This is a genomic window from Streptomyces sp. NPDC001507 (genome assembly GCF_042894765.1).
Classification (GTDB): domain Bacteria; phylum Actinomycetota; class Actinomycetes; order Streptomycetales; family Streptomycetaceae; genus Streptomyces.
Map to the genome: position 1 here is coordinate 102,342 of NZ_JBIAVV010000002.1, position 18,759 is coordinate 121,100.

Below are 18,759 nucleotides of genomic sequence, written 5' to 3' on the forward strand. Positions count from 1 at the left end.
AGCACGTTCCCCGCGGACGGCTCCGCCTCCTCCAGCGGCCTGAGCGCCGACACGGCGGCGGCACGGGCCGACGCCCCGGCCGGCCCGCACCCGTCGGCGACGGCCAGCAGCCGGCGCCCCGCGTACGCGGTGTCCTGGTTGGACGGCCGGACCCGCCCCCGGTCCGAGTGGGCGGCATAACGCAGTTCCAGCATGGTCGTGGTATCCCTTCTCGACTCTCCGGACAGGTGGTCGACGAGGAACGCGGCCAGGTCCCGCCGTACGGCGGTGTCCGCCTCGACACGGGCCCAGTACGCCCGCACCTCCCGGGCGGCCCGGTCCGCAGGCAGCGCGCACACCTCGCGGATGCGCGCCGGCGGCATGCCCAGCCGCCGCAGCCAGGCCACCAGCCGGGCGCGTTCCAGCTGCGCGCCGGCGTAGTACCGGTATCCGGTCTCCGGGTCGACCCGGGCGGCCTTCAGCAGGTCCAGCTCGTCGTACAGCCGCAACGCCTTCGGCGACAGCCGGCTGACCTTCGCGAAGGCCCCGATGGTCAGCCACTCCATGCCGTCTCCATGCCGTCTCCCTACCGGTGCGAGCTGATGTTCCGCGTCGTCCGCCATCGATGCTGGGGCTTCACCGAAGGTGAAGGTCAACGGTGTTCGCGGGTTAGCCTGCCAATGGACGCAACGCAGACCCGGACAGCCAAGGGAGCCCCCGCCGTGCCCCGCATAGCCCTCGCCACCTACGACCCCGGCACGGAACCCAGCAAGGACCAGGACCTGCCGGTACTGCTGGCGGCGCTGACCGCCGCCGGGGCGCAGGCCGTCGCCCGCCCGTGGGACGACCCCGAAGTGGAGTGGGGCGGCTTCGACCTGGTCGTCATCCGTTCGACCTGGGACTACGCCTGGCGGACGGACGAGTTCGTGCCGTGGGTGGAGCGGGTGGGGAAGGCGACCCGGATCGCGAACCCGGCGGAGGTCGTGCGGTGGAACACCGACAAGCGGTATCTCGGTGACCTCGCGGCGGCCGGGGTGCCCGTCGTGCCGACCCGGTATCTGGCCCCCGGCGACTTGGCCGCCGACCTGCCGGCCGACCGCGACTTCGTCGTCAAGCCCACCTTCGGCGCCGGCGCCCGGTTCGCCGCCCGCTACACCCCCGGCGAGCACGCGACGGCCGTACGGCACCTGGCCCGGATGCACGAGGAGGGGCTGACCGCGATGGTCCAGCCGTACGTCGCCGGGATCGACGTCAGCGGCGAGCGGGCGCTGCAGTTCTTCGGCGGGCGGCTGCTGCACGCCAGCCGCAAGCGGGCCGTGCTCACGCCGGGCACGGCGTACGACGCGGACAAGGTCGCCCACCCGGACCTGGCGGCCTGGACCCCGACTCCGGCCGAACTCGCCGTGGCGGAGCGCGCGTTGGCCGCCGTACCGGACGCGCCCGAGCTGCTGTACGCCCGGGTGGACCTGGTCGACGGCGCGGATGGGCGGCCGCAGGTGATGGAGCTGGAGCTGGTCGAGCCGAACCTGTTCCTGTTCCTGCACCCGGGGTCGGTGGCCGGGGTGGCCGAGGCGATCCTCACCGCGGCTCGTCGATGACCGCGGTGCGCTGCAGCAGGCCCCAGGTGAACTCGGCGACCACCTGACGGCCGTCGGGCACCCGGAAGGTGAGCCCCCAGCGGGTCGGGGCGGTGCCCTCCAGGGGGCGGGCGGGGGCGAAGGCGCGGGCTGCCTCGTCGACCGTGCAGGACCAGGGGGTGAGATCGTCGTACGACTCCAGTCTCGGGGCGGGGGCGTCGGGGGCACGGACCAGCCATTCGTTCCAGACCACGCCGCCGGGACCGGCCATGACCTCGAAGCGCAGGGTGGGCCAGAGGGGGACCGGCCACTGCCAGGCCGCGCACTCCAGGTCGCCGACGATGCGCTTGGTCTCCCACTCGGGCGGGCCGAGGACCGAGCGGTAGCGGGCGGCCGCGGACCGGGACCGCGGTGAGCGGGCCATCGCCTGCCAGCGCTTGTTCGCCTCCCGCATGTCCGCGATCGACGCACCCAGCGTGCGCCGGGCGTCGTCCACCAGGTCCGGGTTGTGGTCGGCCATGCGGCGCAGCAGCACCAGCTGGAAGTCCAGTTGCATGCCTCCCATGGTGCACGCGCCGGTACCCGGCTGGTTCCCGGCCATTGCCCACGGAATCCCCGGTGGCTAGCCTGTGTTCGTCATGCCGATCGCCTGTTGATATCTCGAACGGCTCCGCAGCTGAGACGCGCGCCGCACCGATATCCGGCGCCTAGACCCAAGGGAGGGGGCCGGACGTGGGACGCCTCGTGCCTGCCGTGACCCGGGCTCTCGACATTCTTGAGCTCTTCCTGGACGGGGACGGGACCCTCTCCGCCCCCGACATAGTGCGCAAACTCCAGCTGCCGCGGACCACCGTGCACGAGCTGGTGACCACGCTGTCCGCCCGGTCGTACATCGTGCCCGTACCCGGACAGCCCGGACGCTACCGGCTCGGCGTCCGTCCGTACCAGCTCGGCAGCAGATACGCCGAGCAGCTCGACCTCGCCGCCGAGGGCCAGCAGGTCGCCCGGTCCGTCGCCGAGACCTGCGACGAGACCGTCCACGTGGCGATCCTCGAAGGCACCGACGTCATCTACATCGCCAAGGTCGACTCCACCCACGCGGTCCGCATGGTCTCCGCCGCCGGCCGCCGGCTGCCCGCCCACTGCACCTCGGTCGGCAAGATGCTGCTGGCCTCGCTGCCCGAGCACGAGCTGACCGCGCGCATCCCGGACGACGCCGACCTCGTCGCGATGACCCCGAACAGCATCACCGAGCCGGGCGCCCTGCGCGAGGCCCTCACCGGGATCCGCGCCCGCGGGATCGCCGTCGAGAGCCGGGAGTCCAACCCGGACGTCTCCTGCGTCGCCGCGCCGGTCCGCGACCGCACCGGACAGGTCGTCGCGGCCCTGTCCATCTCCGTCCCGATGATCCGCTGGAGCGACGAGCGCCGCGGCGAGCTGGAGCAGCTCGCCGCCAAGGGCGCCGCCGAACTCTCCGAGCGCCTCGGCCACCGGAGTGTGGCATGACGACGGTGACGACGACGGCGTACGAGGTCGCGGTCGCCACGGAGGCGACCCTCGGCGAGGGCCCCACCTGGGACCCGGCGACCGGCCGCCTGCTGTGGATCGACGTCCTCGGCTCCCGGATCCACACGTACGACCCCGCGACCGGACGCCGCACGGTCCGCACGACGGACCAGCACGTCGGCGCGGTCAAGCCCCGTGCGGGCGGCGGCCTGGTCCTCAACCTCCGGGACGGCGTCGGCCTCCTGGACCCCGACGGCACGTTCCGCTGGCTGCACCGCGAGCAGGTCCCGGGCCGCCGGGCCAACGACGCGGCCGTCGCCCCCGACGGCTCCCTGTGGGCCGGCACGATGCGCTACGACGAGGCGACCGGGGGCGGCACCCTGTCCCGGGTGGCAGCCGACGGCACGGTGACGACGCTGCTGCCGGACGTCACCGTCAGCAACGGCATCGGCTGGAGCCCGGACGGCCGCCGCGTCTACTACGTCGACACGCCGACCCGCCGCGTGGACGTCTTCGACTGCGCCGACGGACTCCCCGTCGGCCGCCGCCCGCTGGTGACGATCGAGGAGGACGCCGGTTTCCCGGACGGCCTGACGGTCGACGCGGACGGCTGCGTGTGGGTGGCGCTGTGGGGCGGGGCGGCGGTGCGCCGCTATACGCCCGACGGCGAGCTGGACCGGGTGATCAGCCTGCCGGCCTCGCTGACGACGGCCTGCGCGTTCGGGGGCACCGACCTGACGGACCTCTACGTCACGACGGCGCGGGTGGGCCTCGACCGGCCGCACCCGACGGCGGGGTCGCTGCTGGTGATCCCGGGCGCCGGGAAGGGTGTCGCCCAACCGGCATTCCAGGGCTGAGCGCCCGGGATTCGTCCCGGACTTGAGCGCCCCGTCAGGGGCGCGGGGAACGGCGCGATCAACCCCCACTCGCCCGCGGGCGAACGACAACCCTGCGGCCCCGGGCAGCAGACCGTCCGCGGCACCGTCGTGGCTGGTCGCGCAGTTCCCCGCGCCCCTACGGGGCGCTCAACTCGTCCAGCAGTTTTTGTTCCGCCGGAGTCAGGGGCGGGCCCGAAAGCGGTGGCAGCAGCGGGCCGTTGAGCGCGGCCAGGAGCGCGCTGGGGCGCAGCAGTCGGGACGGGCCCGTTTCGAGGCTGCTCACGTCCCAGAGGGCGGCCGCCGCCTGGTAGGAACCCGTGGCCGCCTTCAGCAGGCGCCGTGAGTAGCGGGTGACCAGGCGGTCCGCCGCTTTCGGCTCGCCGCCGCGGGTTTCGGGGTACCAGACGTCCTGGCCCACCGCGGTTGCCCAGGGGCCCTCCACGACGGTGGCGACCCGGCGCTGCACGCGGCGGGACAGGCCAGGTGCGGCGGGGCCGGAGCGGTCCAGCTCGCGGGAGAGGGCGCGGGCGCCCTGTGCCGCCACCGACATGCCCTGTCCGTAGGCGGGGTTGAAGGTGGCCAGGGCGTCGCCGAGGACGACGAGGCCCTCCGGCCAGGTCCGGGCCTTCTCCAGGTAGCGGCGCGCGTTGTGCGTGCTGTGGCTGGTGTGGACGTCGGTCAGGGGTTCGGCGCCGGAGACGAGGCGGCCGAGGATGGGGTCCGGCAGCCGGCGGATGTACTCCAGGAAGCCGTCCGGGTCGGCCGGCGGTTCGCCGCCCCTGGTGCCGGCCAGGCTGACCATCCAGCGGTCGCCCTCGATGGGCAGGACCATCCCGCTGCGGCCCGGCCGGGACGCGTACGGGTCGGCGTGCAGCACCGTGAGGGGGAAGTGCTCGGCGCCCTCGGGCCTGCGGTAGATCCGGGTCGCGTTGACCAGGCCGGAGTCGACGGTCCGTTCGGGTATGCCGGTCACCCCGAGCGCCTCCAGCCAGTGCACGATGCGCGAGCCGCGACCGCCGGCGTCGACCACGAGGTCGGCGTCGAGCACCGTCTCCCCGGAGGTGGCCGAGTCGCCGGCCGGGGCCTTCGAGGAGACGCGGACGCCCGTCACACGGTGCGCGGTGCCGGTCAGGGACAGGGCCTGTGCCGTGCGGATCTCGGTCTTGGAGTGGGTGAGCACCTCCGTGCGGACCACCCAGTCCAGCAGTGCCCGGCTGCAGGTGATCATCCGGGGGCCGTCGTGCCGCCAGCGGTGCATCCAGCCCTCGGAGGTCAGCGCCAGCATGCCCGAGCCGAGGGGTATCTCGTGGGCGCCGGCGGCGAGCAGCCGCTCGCGCATGCTCACGCCGGGCACGAGGTCCTCCATCGCGGCCAGTCCGCCGGACATCAGCAGATGGGCGTGGCGGCCCTGCGGGAGCCCGCGGCGGTGGTCGGGCCCGTCGGGCAGTTCGTCCCGGTCCAGTACGACCACTTCGTCCACGTGACCGGACAGCGCGGCGGCGGCCAGCATGCCGGCCAGTCCGGCACCGATGACGACAGCTCTCCGCGGCATGGGGCTCCTTGTGTCCGGTCAGGGGTGTGCGGTCAGGGGACTGTGGTGCGGACGGCCGGGGCGGACGCCCTTGTTGCAGGGGGGTGTTCACCCCGGGACCGCCCTCACCCCGGCGTGGCCCTCACCGTACCTTCCGGCACCGTGGCGGTGAGCCGGGACCGGGTGAGCGCCTGCGCCAGCTCGACCAGCCCGCCCGTGCCGGCCACCTCCGTGGCGTGGAGCCGGTACGTGCTCGGGGTGGTGCGGGGCTCCTCGTGGGCGGCGGCGCGGCGGGCCGCGTCGCTCACCATGGCCGCCTCGGCCGCGACCCGGGCCTCGTGCGCGGAGCGGCCCTCGTGCAGGGCGGCGTCCCGGGCGCGCTCGCGCACCCCGTCGTCGAAGTAGGGGGCCAGTGCCAGCAGGCCGTCGTGGATGGAGACCTCCCGCCAGTGCAGGCGTACCCGGGGCGGCTGCCACACGGCCATGGGCGGCTTCGGCGCGAGGGAGGCGAACCGCACCTCCGACCACAACGGACCGAGGCCGCGCAGGTCGTCGAGGTCACGCCGGCAGGCCAGGGCCACCGGCAGCAGCCTCGGCAGGACGAAGCCCAGGGAGCACGTCAGGGCGCCCAGCGAGGCCATCGGCGGGGCGACACCGGTGGACAGGAAGTCGAGGTCGTGCCCGGACCAGCGGGCCACGAGCGCCGTGTACTTGGCGAGCTGGAAGCCCACCACGTCCAGCAGGATCCCGGTCAGGATCAGCCGCAGCCCGGTCCTGAGCAGACCGGTGACCTCACGGCTCCAGGTGACGCACACGGCGCACATCACCAGGGTGGCCGCGCTGTGCCCGAGCAGGTAGAGCACGATCATCTCGCGCATGTACGGCGTGTTCGCGTAGTACGTGTCGAGGTCGGTGAGCCGCTCGGTGCTCGGGCCGGCCAGGGTGAACAGCACGACGATGGCGACGATCAGCGCGCCGTAGGCGGCCATGGTGCGCAGCACCAGGCGGCGGATCCGGGCCGGGGTTCCGCCCCGCCAGTTGATCAGCAGGACCAGCAGGGAGCAGCTGTACGCGGAGAGCATGCCGTAGGTGAGGGGGGCGCCGAAGTTCGCGATGCCCGTGAGGCGGTTGACGGCGGACAGGGTCAGCGGGGCCGAGCAGACGAAGACCAGGGCGCCCAGGACGATTGCGACGCAGGTGGACACGGTGAGCGGGTTGCGCGGGGCCGCCAGGGGTCTGCGGAGCAGGACGACGCAGGAGAGCCCGAAGACGGCGCCCGCGAGGTACACCACGAGGCTCATGCCCGGCTGATCCCTTCCGTCGTACCGACGCGGAGCCGGGCGGCCGCGACGAGCGGGGACAGCACCAGGGCGTCGGCCACCCGTACCAGCAGGGCGGGAGCGGGGTTGCGGTCCGCGAACCAGTCCGGTTCGCCGACGGGCGCGAGCCGGTGGCCCGGGCCGCGCTCCTCCACCGCGGCCGCGGCGATCACCGCCGCCCACGCGGTGGCCTCGGCCCATTCCGGGTCGTTCGTGGTCCGTGCCGCGGTCTCCAGCGTCCGTTCGTAAAGGCCCCGGTCGAAGAACGCGTTCAGGTGGCCGAGTGCGTTGTGGATGCTCGTCTGGCGCCACACCAGCCGGGTGGCGGCGGAGGACCAGCGCGGCCGGGGCAGCCGCAGCGCGCGCCGGGTGAGGAGTTCGTCCAGCTCCCGTTCCAGCGGTTCGAGGCGGGCGAAGGTCCGCCGGGCCCGCCACCGCTGCGTCAGCCGGGGCCCGGTCAGCGGGATCAGCACGCCGATGACGGTCAGCAGCGCGCTGACCCCGGCAGCGGCCGGTGACACGGTCGTACTGACCCAGGACCAGTCGAGGCCGCACCAGCGGGCCACCACGGCGGCGAGCTTGGGCAGGCTGTACCCGGCGCCGCACAGCGAGCCGACGCCGAGGATGACCAGGCCCGCCCGCAGCCAGCCGTGCACCCGCCGGGCCCAGCGCAGCGACGACACCGCGGTGACGCTGACGGCGGCGAGGTGCCCGGCCAGGTACAGCACGATCATCTCGGCGGTGAACGGGGTGGTCGCGTAGTAGGTGTCCAGGTCGGTGCGGCGCTCCACGGGCGTGTCGCCCAGCACGAACATCGCCGCGATGCCGACGAGGACGATGGCGTACCCCACGATCCAGCGGCGGGCCGTGCGGTGCACATGGGGTCCGCCGCGCCAGTAGACGATCAGGACCTGGGAGGAGGCGCTGTAGGCGGTGATCGACGCGTAGGTCAGCGGGGCGGCGAGGTTCGGGACGCCGCTGAGGTGGTTGACCGCCCCGACGGTGGGGGGTGCCCCGAGGAAGAAGCAGGTGCCGGCCAGGCCGAGCACCACGCAGATGACGCGCAGGTAGGGGTCGCGCCAGTGACGTACCAGGTCGGGGGCCTTCACCAGCAGGCCCAGCCACAGCAGACCGCAGCTGACGTAGTTGATCAGGCCGTTCATCTTCCCGGTCCGTCTCCCGATCCGCTTCCCGGACCGCCGCTCGTGCCACGGTAGTTGAGGGCGGCGCCGATGCGCCCGGCGAGGCCCTGGGCGTCGTCCCCGGCCGCCGCGCCGCCCTCGGCGGCGGAGCCCGCGGCGGCCTCCAGCCAGGGGCGCAGCCGCCCGCTCATCAACATGCCGAAGCGGTCGGCCTCCTGCTCGTCGGCGAGGCTGAAGTCGGTGCGCGCGGCGACGGGGCGCGGGTCGCCGTCCGCGGGCGGCGCGGGCGAGGGGCGGGCGTCGCGCTGGTGCATGTGCCACACCTCGTGGCAGAAGATCACGATCTGGTGCCAGACGGCGGCCCGTTTGTCCACGACGACGACGTCGTACGTGTCGCCCTCCAGCCACAGCCCGCTCGCGGTGTGGGGCGGGAACACCTCACGCCGGACGACGACCTCACGTCCCCGCCAGCGGCAGACGGAGTCGACCAGTGCGTCGAACAGGGCCTCGGGGTCGGCGGGCACCGGAACCCGCATGGGCTCGACGAGGGCACCGGCGAGCCGGCGCATCTCCTTCTTCGTGCGCACCGCTGCAATATGCCAGGACATGATCCGCCTCAGCCACCTCACCGTCGACGCGGCAGGAAGGAACCGGCCGCCTCCGCCGAACGAGCCGCCTCCGCCGAACGAGGCGCCTCCGCGGATCCGGCCGGCTCCGCCGCCACGCGAACGGCGTCGATCACGTCGGGGTGGCGCAACTCCCGTGAGACCGCCCCGATCTCCTGGAGCAGCTCCGTCGCGTCGGGGTGGCTCGTCGCACCGTCGCCGTGGGCGGAGCGCCCCCCGTCGGCCACGGCGTCCAGGATCGCCACCGCCGCGGCGAGGGCCCGGGCCCGGGCGGGCGGGAACTCCAGCCGCAGCGCCGCCCGGTACGCCCTGGCGCGCAGCTCCTCGTCGAGGTGCCGGGCGAGCGGGAGGAGTACGTCGCGGATGTACGTCTCCCGTCGGACCAGGCGCAGTTCGGGGGTGGCGCGGGGCGGGAAGGGGAGTCCCTCGCCGTTGACGGTCCGCAACAGCCGGTACAGCGGCCGCAGTTCGCGGTGGGCGAGGCGCACACGCCGGCGGTCGTGCAGGTACTGGCCGGCGTGCGGCAGGATGAAGCCGACGGCGATCAGGATGGCGGCCAGACAGGCCACCGGCGGGGCGACGTCCGTGCTCAGCCGGTCCAGGTCGTGGCCGGTCAGGCGGGCCGTCACGGCAGTGAACTTGGCGAGGTCGAAGACGAGGTTCAGGCCGTAGCCGATCCCCAGGAACGTCAGCCCGCAGCGCAGCCGGGCGCCGAGACCGTCGGCGCGGACCCAGTTCCACACGAGCCACGAGGTGATCGCCACGGCCACCGTGTGGGCGAGCAGATAGAGCAGGATCTCCTCGCGCATGAATGGCGTGTTGGCGTAGTACGTGTCGAGGTCCCGCACCCGCTCCACGGGTACGTCCGCGAGGGCGAAAAGCACCCACAGCGCCACGATCACGGCCGAGTAGACGGAGATCACCCAGCGCCTGGCGCGCCGGTCCGCGGCCGAGCGGTCGGCGGGGCCGCCCCGCCAGGCGATGATCAGCAGCAGCCCCGAGCCGCTGAACGCGGTCAGCAGCGAGTAGACCCAGGGGGCCGAGATGTTGGGCACGCCCGTGACCCGGTTGGTCCAGGTGATCGTGGCCGGCGTCACGGACACGAACACGGCGCAGGCGAGCAGCAGCAGCCCGCCGACCGCGCGCAGCAGCGGGTCGCGCCAGAGCCGGAGGATGCTCGGCAGTCTGAGCACGAGGGCGGCGACGAGGATCGCGGTGGGAATCCACACGAAGGACGTGTACAGCTCGCCGAGGAAGGTCATCACCACGTCGTACGCTCCCCCCTCTCCCCGGCCGTCCGCCGCCGTCCGCCGCACGGCCGGTCCGAGGTTACGCGCCCGGAACTGACGGCGTCATGTCCTCCGCTGGCCGTCGTGGGACCGCGAACGACCGCTGTGTCCGGAAACCGACGTCGGGGAGGCGCGCGAGGGTACGGACCGAAATCCGTTGAAGCCTGCTCACCCCATTGACGCGCGAGCGCTTGGATTTTACGGTCCCGTTCGAAGTCACGAGCGCCATACGACATTTCGAACAGGTAGGACTTCTTCAGTAACGGCCCCGCTTGCGTCAGGGGCGCGGGGAACTGCGCGACCGGCCACGGACAACCTGCACCCGCCCACGACAGAGAACAACCCACCCCCGAAAGGCGAACATTGCGCACCGCCCGCTTCACCCTCGACCCCGCCTTCACCACCGGCGAAGTCAACCCCCGCCTCTTCGGCTCCTTCGTCGAGCACCTGGGCCGCTGTGTCTACACCGGCATCTTCGAGCCGACGCACCCCACCGCTGATCCCGCCGGCCTCCGCCAGGACGTCCTCGGCCTGATCCGGGAACTCGGCGTCACCACCCTGCGCTACCCGGGCGGCAACTTCGTCTCCGGCTACCGGTGGGAGGACTCGGTCGGCCCCGCCGAGGACCGCCCCCGCCGCCTCGACCTCGCCTGGCGGTCGACGGAGACCAACCGCTTCGGCCTCTCCGAGTACATCGCCTTCCTGAAGAAGGTCGGCCCGCAGGCCGAGCCGATGATGGCGATCAACCTCGGCACGCGGGGCGTGGCGGAGGCCCTGGAACTCCAGGAGTACGCCAACCACCCCTCCGGCACCGCCCTCTCCGACCTCCGGGCCGCGCACGGCGACAAGGACCCCTTCGGCATCAAGGTCTGGTGCCTGGGCAACGAGATGGACGGCCCCTGGCAGACCGGCCACAAGACGGCCGAGGAGTACGGCCGGGTCGCCGCCGAGACGGCCCGCGCCATGCGCCAGATGGACCCGTCCGTGGAACTGGTCGCCTGCGGTTCCTCCAGCCAGTCCATGCCGACCTTCGCCGAGTGGGAGGCGACGGTCCTCGCGGAGACGTACGACCTGGTCGACTACATCTCCCTGCACGCCTACTACGAGCCCCAGGACGGCGATCTCGACTCCTTCCTGGCCTCCGCCGTCGACATGGAGTCCTTCATCGAGAACGTGGTCGCCACCTGTGACCACGTGGGCGCCAGGCTGAAGTCCCGGAAGAAGATCAACCTCTCCTTCGACGAGTGGAACGTCTGGTACACGTCGAGGTGGCACGAGATCGAGAACTCCGACGCACGGGACTGGCCGGAGGCCCCGCGTCTCCTGGAGGACAACTACAGCGTCCTGGACGCCGTGGTCTTCGGCTCCCTCCTCATCGCCCTGCTCCGCCACGCCGACCGCGTCACGGTCGCCTGCCTGGCCCAGCTGGTCAACGTCATCGCCCCGATCCTGACGGAGCCCGGCGGCCCGGCCTGGCGCCAGACGACGTTCTTCCCCTTCGCCCAGGCGTCGCGGTACGGCAGGGGCCGGGTCCTGGACGTACGCGTGGACTCGCCGACGTACGACACGAAGAAGTACGGCGAGACGAACCTGCTGCACGCGACCGCCGTCAGGGCCGACGACGGCACGGTCACCGTCTTCGCCGTGAACCGCAGCCGCACGGAGCCGCTGCCGCTGGAGGTGGCCCTGAGCGGCCTCGGCCTGACGTCCGTGGCGGAGCACAGCGTCCTGGCCGACGAGGACCCGGACGCCCGCAACACCCTGGAGGAACCGGAGCGGGTGACACCTCGTCCGGCGGGGGGCACATCGCTGAACGAGGGCACGCTGAGCGCGGTCCTCGAACCTCTCTCCTGGAACATGATTCGACTGGCGTGAGGTGAAGCGCCCCGCCAGGGGCGCTGGGGGTACCCCCGGACGAAGGCCGGGGGAGGACCTGCGCGACCAGCCCCCACCGGCCCGCAGTCAACGGCCGGGGGAGTCCACCGAAGTCACTGGAACTCCTCCGACCGCACTCCCCAGCAACTCCAGCCGTACGACCCCCGGCCCGGCCTCGCTCGTCCCGTCCGCAAGCACGGCCAGCGCCAATGTGTTGGCCCCGCGGGTCCGCAGGATCCCGTTCGGCAGCACGAACGTGTGCTGCGGCCCCACGTCGTTGACGTACTGCCCGAGGTTCCACCCGTTGAGGAAGATCTGCACCCGGTAGGCCCGCGCCGGATCGTCCTCCAGGACCAGCCCCACCGACGCGTCCACCCCGCCCGGCACGGACAGCCGGAACCCGGTCCGGTACCAGGTGACGCCCATCCCCTCGTCGGAGCGGGGAAGCGTGACCGGCTCCCAGCCGCCGTCCGCGAACCCGGGCAGGTGCCAGCCCTCCCGCTCCCCGTACAGCCCGCCGGTGTTCTGCGGCCCCCGCACCGGATCCGGTGCGACCGCCCCCTGGATCCGCCAACTCACCTTCGGCGAGACGCCCTTGAAGGAGACGTCGGTCAGCCCGCGTGCCGCCTTGTGGGTGTCGAGCGACCCGCCGTCCATGTCGTGCTGCATCCGCCGCACCAGCACGGACAGCACGTGCCCCGGCTTCCTGCGCTGCTTCTTCCCGAGCTTCTTCCTGAGCCCGTCGGCGGAGAACTCGGCGGTGGCCGTCCAGCTCCCCTTGCGCACCGTCTTCGCATCCGGCACCGGCATCCGGTGCGAGCCCAGCGGCACCCCGTCCAGCCAGGCCATCAGCATGCCCTGGGTGCCGGTGCTGTAGGCGAGGGAGACGGACTCCAGGTCCTCGATGCCTCCCTCGATCCGCGCCCGGTACCAGACGTCCCCGTAGTGGAAGCCGTAGTCGTCGGCGAAGAGCACCGGCCGGCCCGCCGGGACGGCCGTCGTGCTGAACGACGTCTTCTTGTCGGCGGTCCGCCACGCCGAGTCGTCGAAGCCGGCCGCGGCCTCGGGGTTCTCGGTCCTCCGGCGCCAGCCGGTCAGTTCCGGCAGCGCCGGCCGCGGCGCCGCCGGCATCCGCGCGAGGGCGACCAGGCTCTCCGAGACGGTCACCCGGGTCTGTACCGGCTGCCCGTTCCAGGTGACCGAGGTGATCCCGCGGGGCCCCCAGACCTCGACGCCGCTCGACCCGACGATGTCCCCGGTGAGGTGCACGGCGGACCCGTCGAGCTTCGCGTGGCGCAGCAGCGCCGGGCCGTAGACCAGGAGCGTGCCGGACGGGGTGTCGTACGGGAACAGCCGTACGGAGGTCGCGTCGTCGGCGAAGAGGAGGAGCAGCGGGGTGTCGGACTCGCCGCGCTGGACCAGGACCCGGGTGAGCCCGCCCTTTCCGAGCGGCGCGGTGACGTGCAGGACGCCCTGGTCGTAGACCCAGGCCGCCTCGGGGTCGACGCGCTGGACCAACGGCTCGGCCGGGCACTCCAGGACGAGGTGCGCCATCTCGCCGTAGCGGCCGGTGAACAGGGCGATGTCCTGGCGGCCCGCGGTGAGCACGAACATCGGCTGGGCGGTGCAGTAGCGCAGCGTCCGCCTGCCGAGGGAGAGGCCGGTGGTGACGAGCCGGGCGTCGTGGCCCGCGACGGTCAGCTCGACGTCGTCGCCGTCGGCGGTGCGCAGCGTGGAGGTGACCTCGTCGGCGCCGTCGTTGCGCAGGACGTAGACGTGTGCCTGGGTGTCGGGGTTGGTGAGGTGGTACGTCTTCAGCCCGGCCACGTGGACGTCGGCCGCGCGGTCCAGCTTCGCGAAGTCCGGTACGCGCTGCAGGAGATGGCCGAGCTGGTGCATCGGCGCGATCTTCGGGGTGACGTTGCGGGCCTCGTCGATGGCGGCGCCGTAGTCGTACGACGTGTAGACGACCGGTGCCGGCAGCCAGCCCCAGGTGGTGCCGCCGAAGGTCATGTAGACGTTGTGGAGGGTGAGGCCGTTGGCGAGGTTGGTGAGGTAGAAGCGGCGTTCGTAGGCCGCGTCGCGGGTGCGCCGGGACTCGGCGTACCCCTTGCCGCCGAACTCGACCCCGCCCCAGGGGTCGAACCAGCCGCCCCCGTACTCCGGCACGAACCCGGGGGTGCGCGGGCTCGCGGTCGCACCGCCCTTGAGGCCGCCGATCCCGAAGTCGCCCCAGTCCGGCGGGGGCTGGGAGGGCGAGGGATAGCCGTCGAAGCCGTACAGCCACTTGCCCCGCTCGCCGCCCGTGTCGAAGGAGCCGGGGATCCAGTAGCCGTTGCGGCCCTTGTCGTTGTGGAAGAGGGGGACGTCGATGCCGTCGGCCCGCACCTTCTTGTAGAGGTGGGACATGTAGGCGGGGCCGCTGGGGTCCGTGACGTGGCCGTCGTACTCGTTCTCGATCTGGTAGAGCAGGACGGTGCCGCCGCCGTCGGTGTGCTGGTGGCGGCGGACGATGCGGTTGACGGCCGTCAGCCACTGGTCGACGTGGCCGAGGTAGGTCGGGTCGGTGCCCCGGGCGGCGCCCTCGGTGGCGGTGAGCCAGCCGGGGAAGCCGCCCGCGTCGACCTCGGCGTTGATGTAGGGGCCGGGGCGGAGGATCACGTACAGCCCGGTCTCGGCCGCCGTGCGCAGGAAGAGATCGAGGTCGCGTACGCCGGTGAAGTCGTACTCCCCGGGCGCGGGGGAGTGGTAGTTCCACGCCACGTAGATGCTGACCGTGTTGTAGCCGTGCCCCCGCATCTTCTCCAGGACGTCCCGCCACAGGGACGGGCTCGGCAGGCGGAAGGGGTGCAGCTCGCCGGACCAGACCACCAGGCGCCGCCCGTCCACGACGAGGGAGTAGTGGTCGTAGCCGATGGTGTGCCGCCGTCCGTCGGCTCTCGGCGCGGCCGGTGCCGGGCCGGTCGGCACACTGCGTGCCGCGTAGGCCGCGGGCGCCCCGGGGCCGCCGCTGCCGCCCAGTGCGAAGCCGAGCGCGGCCGAGCCGGCGAGGGCACTGAAGGTACGTCTGCTGAGCGCCAAGGGATCCTCCCGGGCGATCTTACGGGGCGCGGGTGCGGCCATTGTCCACGGGAGGACGCCCCACAATGGACGCATGAGGATCTCGGCACGAGCGGATTACGCGGTACGGGCGGTTCTGGAGCTCGCCGTACGGCAGGGAGAGGGCCCCGTGAAGGCGGAGGAGATCGCCGGCGCCCAGGACATCCCGCACAAGTTCCTCGAGGGCATTCTGGGTGACCTCCGGCGTGCCGGGATCGTCGACAGCCGGCGTGGCGGGGGCGGCGGCTACCGGCTGGCGCGGGAGGCGTCCGCGATCACCGTGGCCGACCTGATCCGCGCGGTGGACGGCCCGATCGTCTCGGTGCGCGGCGAGCGTCCGACGGGCCTGGCCTACACCGGCACCGCCCAGCCGCTGCTGCCCCTGTGGATCGCCCTGCGCGCCAACGTCCGCAGGATCCTCGAAGGCGTCACGGTGGCGGACATCGCGGCGGACGCCCTGCCGGAGCCGGTACGGGCGCTGGCGGCGGAACCGGCGGCCTGGGAGAACCCCTGAGCCCCTGCGGCGGTGCCTCTGGGGGGGTGTGAAATCCGGCGTTGTGAATGGCCGGAGTTCGACCTGACCGGTTCATGCCATGGTTCCTACGATTCGAGCGCCCCGGCCTTCACAGGAAACTCACAGTTTCTTCAAAAGTGAACTACGGAACTACGGGACGGCCGCGGGTGCAACCCCCCACTCGATCACCGAACCGGAGAAACCATGGGACCCAGGAGACACCGACTCCTGTTCGGCGGAGCGCTGGCCGCGCTGCTCACCGCCGGGCTGCCCGCTCAGGCTCAGGCCTCGTCGTCGCCGGTCTTCGACGACCCGCCGCCGGACAAGATCGTCATCAACGTCGCCACGGTGAACGGCTCCGGCTGTCCGCAGGGAACCACCGCGGTCGCCGTGTCCGAGGACAACGAGGCCTTCACCGTCACCTACAGCGCCTACCTCGCCCAGGCGGGCGGCAACTCCGACCCGACCGCCTTCCGGCGCAACTGCCAGCTCAACCTGGTCGTCCACGTGCCGGGCGGCTTCACCTACGCCATCGCCAGCGCCGACTACCGCGGCTTCGCCTCGCTCCAGCCGGGCGCCACCGGCACCCAGCGTGCCTCGTACTACTTCCAGGGCTCCTCCAACACCGCGTCCGCCAACCACCCCTTCACCGGCCCCTACAACGACAACTGGCAGGCCACCGACACCACCGACTGGGCCCAGCTGGTCTGGGCGCCCTGCGGGGTCCAGCGCAACTTCAACATCAACACCGAGCTGCGGGTGAGCGCCGGCAGCGCGAACCCCGGCAAGGTCAGCTTCATGACCATGGACTCCACCGACGGCGAGATCAGCACCGTCTACCACCTGGCCTGGAAGCACTGCCCCGCCAAGTAGCCCGGCCGGTCACAGGCTTCCCGGCCGGACCAGTCCGGTCCGCTTGACCCCGGTCAGGATGGGTGTGACCTCCATCGCGGAGACGTGCTCCAGGGCGCCGACCGTCTCGCTCAGGAAGACGTAGAGCGCGTCGAGGTCGGCCGCCGCCACGGCCACGACCAGGTTGGCCGAGCCGGTGGTGGCCGAGGCGAACCGCACCTGTGGATGACGGCTCAGCCGCCGCCCGGTCTCCTCCAGGCGGCCGGGGGCCACCGTCATCCACAACAACGCCTCGGTACGGATGCCCAGCCGGGCGAGATCGACCTCGGTCGCGAGCCTGAGGACCAGGCCGCCCGTCAGCGCCTCCAGGCGCCGGCGGGCGGTCAGGGCACTGATGCCGGCCCGGCGGGCGAGGTCCGTGTAGGAGGCCCGCCCGTCCTCCACGAGCCCGGCGACCAGCTGGTGGTCGGCCGGGGTGAGCGCGGGGCGCGGGGCGCCCTCCGGCAGGTCGGGGCGCAGACTGGCCAGCTCCTCCTGCGACAGCAGGCCGCCGCTCCAGTCGAAACCGGCCGGAAAGACGCGCAGCAGCGCGTGCGAGGTCCACGACTGGACCGCCGCGGTGGCCGGAAGGTCGCGCAGCAGCAGGTTGTTGCGGGCGTCCGGCCCGTCCAGGAACAGGATCGTGCAGATCTCGTCGCCGCCGCCGAGGACGTCCACCCAGATCGTGTCGGGGCGGCGGGCCAGGGTGGCGGCGATGGCGCTGATCCGGTTGGGCTTGCAGCGGATGCGCAGGGCCAGCGGGATCAGGTCGGGGAAGCACACCGGGTTGCGGACGGCCGTGGCCCGCAGCGTGCCGTCGTGGTAGAGCGGCGCCGCCCGCCGCACCACGGTCCGCTCCGAGACCCCGAGGACCCGCCCCACCGTGCGCCAGGAGGCTCGCGGGGAGGCCAGCATCGCGGCGGCGATCCGGCTGTCGGTCTCGTCCAGCTGATGACGCGCTTTCTCCATATCGATCGATGATATGACACGCTTTCTCGATATCCAGCCCGCATTCTGGCTCATCTCCGCACTCCTGGTGAGGATCGGTGACATCGCAGCCGAACCGAGAGAGGTGAGCACCATGGCGGGCATCGAGAACCCGGTCGTGGCCACGGAGCAGGGCAGGGTGCAGGGCGTGGCGGAAGGCGGGGCGGTCTCCTTCCGGGGCATCCCGTACGCCGCGTCACCGGTCGGCGGGCTGCGGTTCGCCGCACCGCGGCCGCACGAGGGCTGGACGGGGGTGCGGGAGGCGGTCAAGGCCGGACCGTCCGTCCCGCAGGGCCCGTCCCGCCTGGAGCGGGTGATGGGACACCGGGTGCCGGACTGGGACGAGGACGGCAGCCTCACCGTCAACGTCTTCGCGCCACGCGGGGCCCTGGCGGACGGCACGCCCCGCCCGGTCCTGCTCTGGTGGCACGGCGGCGGCTTCACCAGCGGTTCCGGCGGCTGGGACTGGTACGACGGCGGCCGCCTCGCCGCCCTCGGCGACATCGTGGTCGTCACCGCCAACTACCGGGTGGGACCGCTGGGTTACCTGTACCTCCCGGAGATCGGCGCCGCCAACCTCGGCCCCCAGGACCAGGCCGCCGTGCTGCGCTGGGTGCGGGACAACATCGCCTCCTTCGGCGGCGACCCGCGCGCGGTGACGGTCGGCGGACAGTCGGCCGGCGCCTACTCCGCGCTGTCCCTGGCGCTCGACCCGGCGACCTCCGGCCTGGTCACCCGGGTGCTCGTGCAGAGCGGCCCGTTCGGACTGGCCCCGCAGGACCCCGAGGACGCGGCCGCGAACGCCGGGGCCTACCTGGAGCTGCTCGGCGTCCCGGCCGGCGCCGGCACCGCGCAGGCCCTGCGCGCCCTGCCCGCCGAGCGGCTCCTGTCCGCCTACGGGCAGCTGGCGGCCCGCCTCGCCCGCCCCGGCAACGCCGCCCCGCCCATGTACCCGGTGCTCGGCGCCCCCGGCATGCCCCGCACCTGGCAGCGGGCGCTCGCCGACGGCGCCCTGGAGGGCAAGCCGCTGCTCATCGGGACCACCGCCGACGAGGCCACGTCCTTCTTCGCCTTCGACCCGGCCGTCCGGAACCTCACCGGCGCCGGTGCCCTGGACCTCCTGTCCGCCCAGGCAGGCGACCGGGCCGGGGCGATCTACGACGCGTACGCCGCCCGGCTCCCGCAGGGCACCCCCGCGCAGATCTTCACCGCGATCGGCACGGACACCCTCTTCCGCGACGGCTCACTGCAGATCGCCGACCACCACGCGGCCGGCGGCAACGCGACCCACGTCTACGAGTTCGACTACCGCCCGGCCGCGGACCCGCACGCCCTCGGCGCCGCGCACTGCGCCGAACTCCCCTTCCTCTTCAACACGTTCGACGCCTACCCGGACAGCCCGATGCTCGGCAGTGTCGGCGACGCCCAGCGCGCCCTCGGGCACGAGTTCGCCACCGCCGTCGCCGAGTTCGTCAGGACCGGCTCGGTGCGGGACTGGCTCCCGTACGCCCCCGGCATGCCTGCCCGCGTCCGCCACTTCGGCTGA

Annotated in this window: 15 protein-coding genes and 1 pseudogene; 7 read left to right on the forward strand and 9 right to left on the reverse strand. The window is 72.9% G+C overall.

Translation table 11 applies throughout. The features are described 5' to 3' along the window. Positions 1–344 precede the first annotated feature (344 nt). A pseudogene (locus tag ACFY0K_RS06645) lies at positions 345–602 on the reverse strand (MerR family transcriptional regulator); the annotation flags it as partial. 99 nt (positions 603–701) lie between these two features. On the opposite strand from ACFY0K_RS06645, the gene ACFY0K_RS06650 reads away from it, so the two are divergent. After that, complete coding sequence (locus ACFY0K_RS06650; protein WP_390638925.1) at positions 702–1,577, forward strand: RimK family alpha-L-glutamate ligase; 876 nt, start codon at positions 702–704, stop codon at positions 1,575–1,577. Here the strand turns inward: ACFY0K_RS06650 and ACFY0K_RS06655 are convergent. Beyond that, positions 1,558–2,157 (reverse strand): hypothetical protein, encoded by a 600-nt coding sequence (locus tag ACFY0K_RS06655; RefSeq protein WP_390638926.1) that lies wholly within the window; start codon positions 2,155–2,157, stop codon positions 1,558–1,560. The two genes, ACFY0K_RS06650 and ACFY0K_RS06655, sit on opposite strands and share 20 nt — an antisense overlap. Before the next feature lie 131 nt (positions 2,158–2,288). On the opposite strand from ACFY0K_RS06655, the gene ACFY0K_RS06660 reads away from it, so the two are divergent. Beyond that, positions 2,289–3,062, forward strand: a complete 774-nt coding sequence (locus tag ACFY0K_RS06660; protein ID WP_388596766.1) for an IclR family transcriptional regulator — start codon at positions 2,289–2,291, stop codon at positions 3,060–3,062. Continuing rightward, positions 3,059–3,919: an SMP-30/gluconolactonase/LRE family protein gene (locus tag ACFY0K_RS06665; RefSeq protein ID WP_390638927.1), complete on the forward strand. Its 861-nt coding sequence runs from the start codon at positions 3,059–3,061 to the stop codon at positions 3,917–3,919. The genes ACFY0K_RS06660 and ACFY0K_RS06665 overlap by 4 nt, the downstream gene beginning before the upstream one ends. A gap of 157 nt (positions 3,920–4,076) precedes the next feature. Here the strand turns inward: ACFY0K_RS06665 and ACFY0K_RS06670 are convergent, their stop codons facing one another. From ACFY0K_RS06670 to ACFY0K_RS06690, 5 genes are all read right to left on the reverse strand, one after another. Further along, entirely contained in the window at positions 4,077–5,492 is a 1,416-nt protein-coding gene (locus tag ACFY0K_RS06670) for an FAD-dependent monooxygenase (protein WP_390638928.1), read from the reverse strand. Positions 5,493–5,596: 104 nt separating this feature from the next. Beyond that, positions 5,597–6,772, reverse strand: coding sequence for an MAB_1171c family putative transporter (locus ACFY0K_RS06675; RefSeq protein WP_388596768.1), 1,176 nt, complete (start codon positions 6,770–6,772; stop codon positions 5,597–5,599). Next, positions 6,769–7,953 (reverse strand): MAB_1171c family putative transporter, encoded by a 1,185-nt coding sequence (locus ACFY0K_RS06680; RefSeq protein ID WP_388596769.1) that lies wholly within the window; start codon positions 7,951–7,953, stop codon positions 6,769–6,771. The genes ACFY0K_RS06675 and ACFY0K_RS06680 overlap by 4 nt, the downstream gene beginning before the upstream one ends. Next, positions 7,950–8,501 (reverse strand): toxin, encoded by a 552-nt coding sequence (locus ACFY0K_RS06685; RefSeq protein ID WP_351955055.1) that lies wholly within the window; start codon positions 8,499–8,501, stop codon positions 7,950–7,952. Before ACFY0K_RS06685 ends, ACFY0K_RS06680 begins: the two co-directional genes overlap by 4 nt. Positions 8,502–8,557: 56 nt before the next feature. Next, positions 8,558–9,820 carry an MAB_1171c family putative transporter gene (locus ACFY0K_RS06690; RefSeq protein ID WP_390639451.1) on the reverse strand — a complete coding sequence of 421 codons (1,263 nt, stop codon included), beginning with the start codon at positions 9,818–9,820 and terminating at the stop codon, positions 8,558–8,560. Positions 9,821–10,210: 390 nt separating this feature from the next. Here ACFY0K_RS06690 and ACFY0K_RS06695 point away from each other — a divergent pair, with 390 nt between their 5' ends. Continuing rightward, the gene (locus ACFY0K_RS06695; RefSeq protein ID WP_390638929.1) at positions 10,211–11,722 is read left to right on the forward strand and encodes an alpha-N-arabinofuranosidase; all 1,512 of its coding nucleotides are present in this window, start codon (positions 10,211–10,213) and stop codon (positions 11,720–11,722) included. A gap of 87 nt (positions 11,723–11,809) precedes the next feature. Here ACFY0K_RS06695 and ACFY0K_RS06700 read toward each other — a convergent pair whose 3' ends face one another. After that, a complete protein-coding gene (locus ACFY0K_RS06700; protein WP_390638930.1) occupies positions 11,810–14,803 on the reverse strand; it encodes a beta-galactosidase in 2,994 nt (997 codons plus the stop codon). Between the two features lie 73 nt (positions 14,804–14,876). Here ACFY0K_RS06700 and ACFY0K_RS06705 point away from each other — a divergent pair, with 73 nt between their 5' ends. Both ACFY0K_RS06705 and ACFY0K_RS06710 read left to right on the forward strand, forming a co-directional pair. Beyond that, on the forward strand, positions 14,877–15,335 hold the full coding sequence (locus ACFY0K_RS06705) for an Rrf2 family transcriptional regulator (RefSeq protein WP_093503415.1): 459 nt from the start codon (positions 14,877–14,879) through the stop codon (positions 15,333–15,335). A 204-nt stretch (positions 15,336–15,539) separates the two neighbouring features. Next, positions 15,540–16,208 (forward strand): DUF4360 domain-containing protein, encoded by a 669-nt coding sequence (locus ACFY0K_RS06710; protein WP_351954851.1) that lies wholly within the window; start codon positions 15,540–15,542, stop codon positions 16,206–16,208. Positions 16,209–16,217: 9 nt separating this feature from the next. On the opposite strand, the gene ACFY0K_RS06715 is transcribed toward ACFY0K_RS06710, so the two are convergent. Next, a complete protein-coding gene (locus ACFY0K_RS06715) occupies positions 16,218–17,195 on the reverse strand; it encodes an AsnC family transcriptional regulator (protein ID WP_390638931.1) in 978 nt (325 codons plus the stop codon). Between the two features lie 112 nt (positions 17,196–17,307). Here ACFY0K_RS06715 and ACFY0K_RS06720 point away from each other — a divergent pair, with 112 nt between their 5' ends. Further along, positions 17,308–18,759 carry a carboxylesterase/lipase family protein gene (locus ACFY0K_RS06720; RefSeq protein WP_390638932.1) on the forward strand — a complete coding sequence of 484 codons (1,452 nt, stop codon included), beginning with the start codon at positions 17,308–17,310 and terminating at the stop codon, positions 18,757–18,759.

Bases quoted from the DNA above. Each gene is read 5' to 3' on its own strand.
- ACFY0K_RS06675 (WP_388596768.1), bottom strand. From the start codon at position 6,772: ATGAGCCTCGTGGTGTACCTCGCGGGCGCCGTCTTCGGGCTCTCCTGC.
- ACFY0K_RS06710 (WP_351954851.1), top strand. From the start codon at position 15,540: ATGGGACCCAGGAGACACCGACTCCTGTTCGGCGGAGCGCTGGCCGCG.
- ACFY0K_RS06655 (WP_390638926.1), bottom strand. From the start codon at position 2,157: ATGGCCGGGAACCAGCCGGGTACCGGCGCGTGCACCATGGGAGGCATG.
- ACFY0K_RS06680 (WP_388596769.1), bottom strand. From the start codon at position 7,953: ATGAACGGCCTGATCAACTACGTCAGCTGCGGTCTGCTGTGGCTGGGC.
- ACFY0K_RS06665 (WP_390638927.1), top strand. From the start codon at position 3,059: ATGACGACGGTGACGACGACGGCGTACGAGGTCGCGGTCGCCACGGAG.
- ACFY0K_RS06685 (WP_351955055.1), bottom strand. From the start codon at position 8,501: ATGCGCCGGCTCGCCGGTGCCCTCGTCGAGCCCATGCGGGTTCCGGTG.
- ACFY0K_RS06690 (WP_390639451.1), bottom strand. From the start codon at position 9,820: ATGACCTTCCTCGGCGAGCTGTACACGTCCTTCGTGTGGATTCCCACC.
- ACFY0K_RS06705 (WP_093503415.1), top strand. From the start codon at position 14,877: ATGAGGATCTCGGCACGAGCGGATTACGCGGTACGGGCGGTTCTGGAG.
- ACFY0K_RS06670 (WP_390638928.1), bottom strand. From the start codon at position 5,492: ATGCCGCGGAGAGCTGTCGTCATCGGTGCCGGACTGGCCGGCATGCTG.
- ACFY0K_RS06720 (WP_390638932.1), top strand. From the start codon at position 17,308: ATGGCGGGCATCGAGAACCCGGTCGTGGCCACGGAGCAGGGCAGGGTG.
- ACFY0K_RS06715 (WP_390638931.1), bottom strand. From the start codon at position 17,195: ATGGAGAAAGCGCGTCATCAGCTGGACGAGACCGACAGCCGGATCGCC.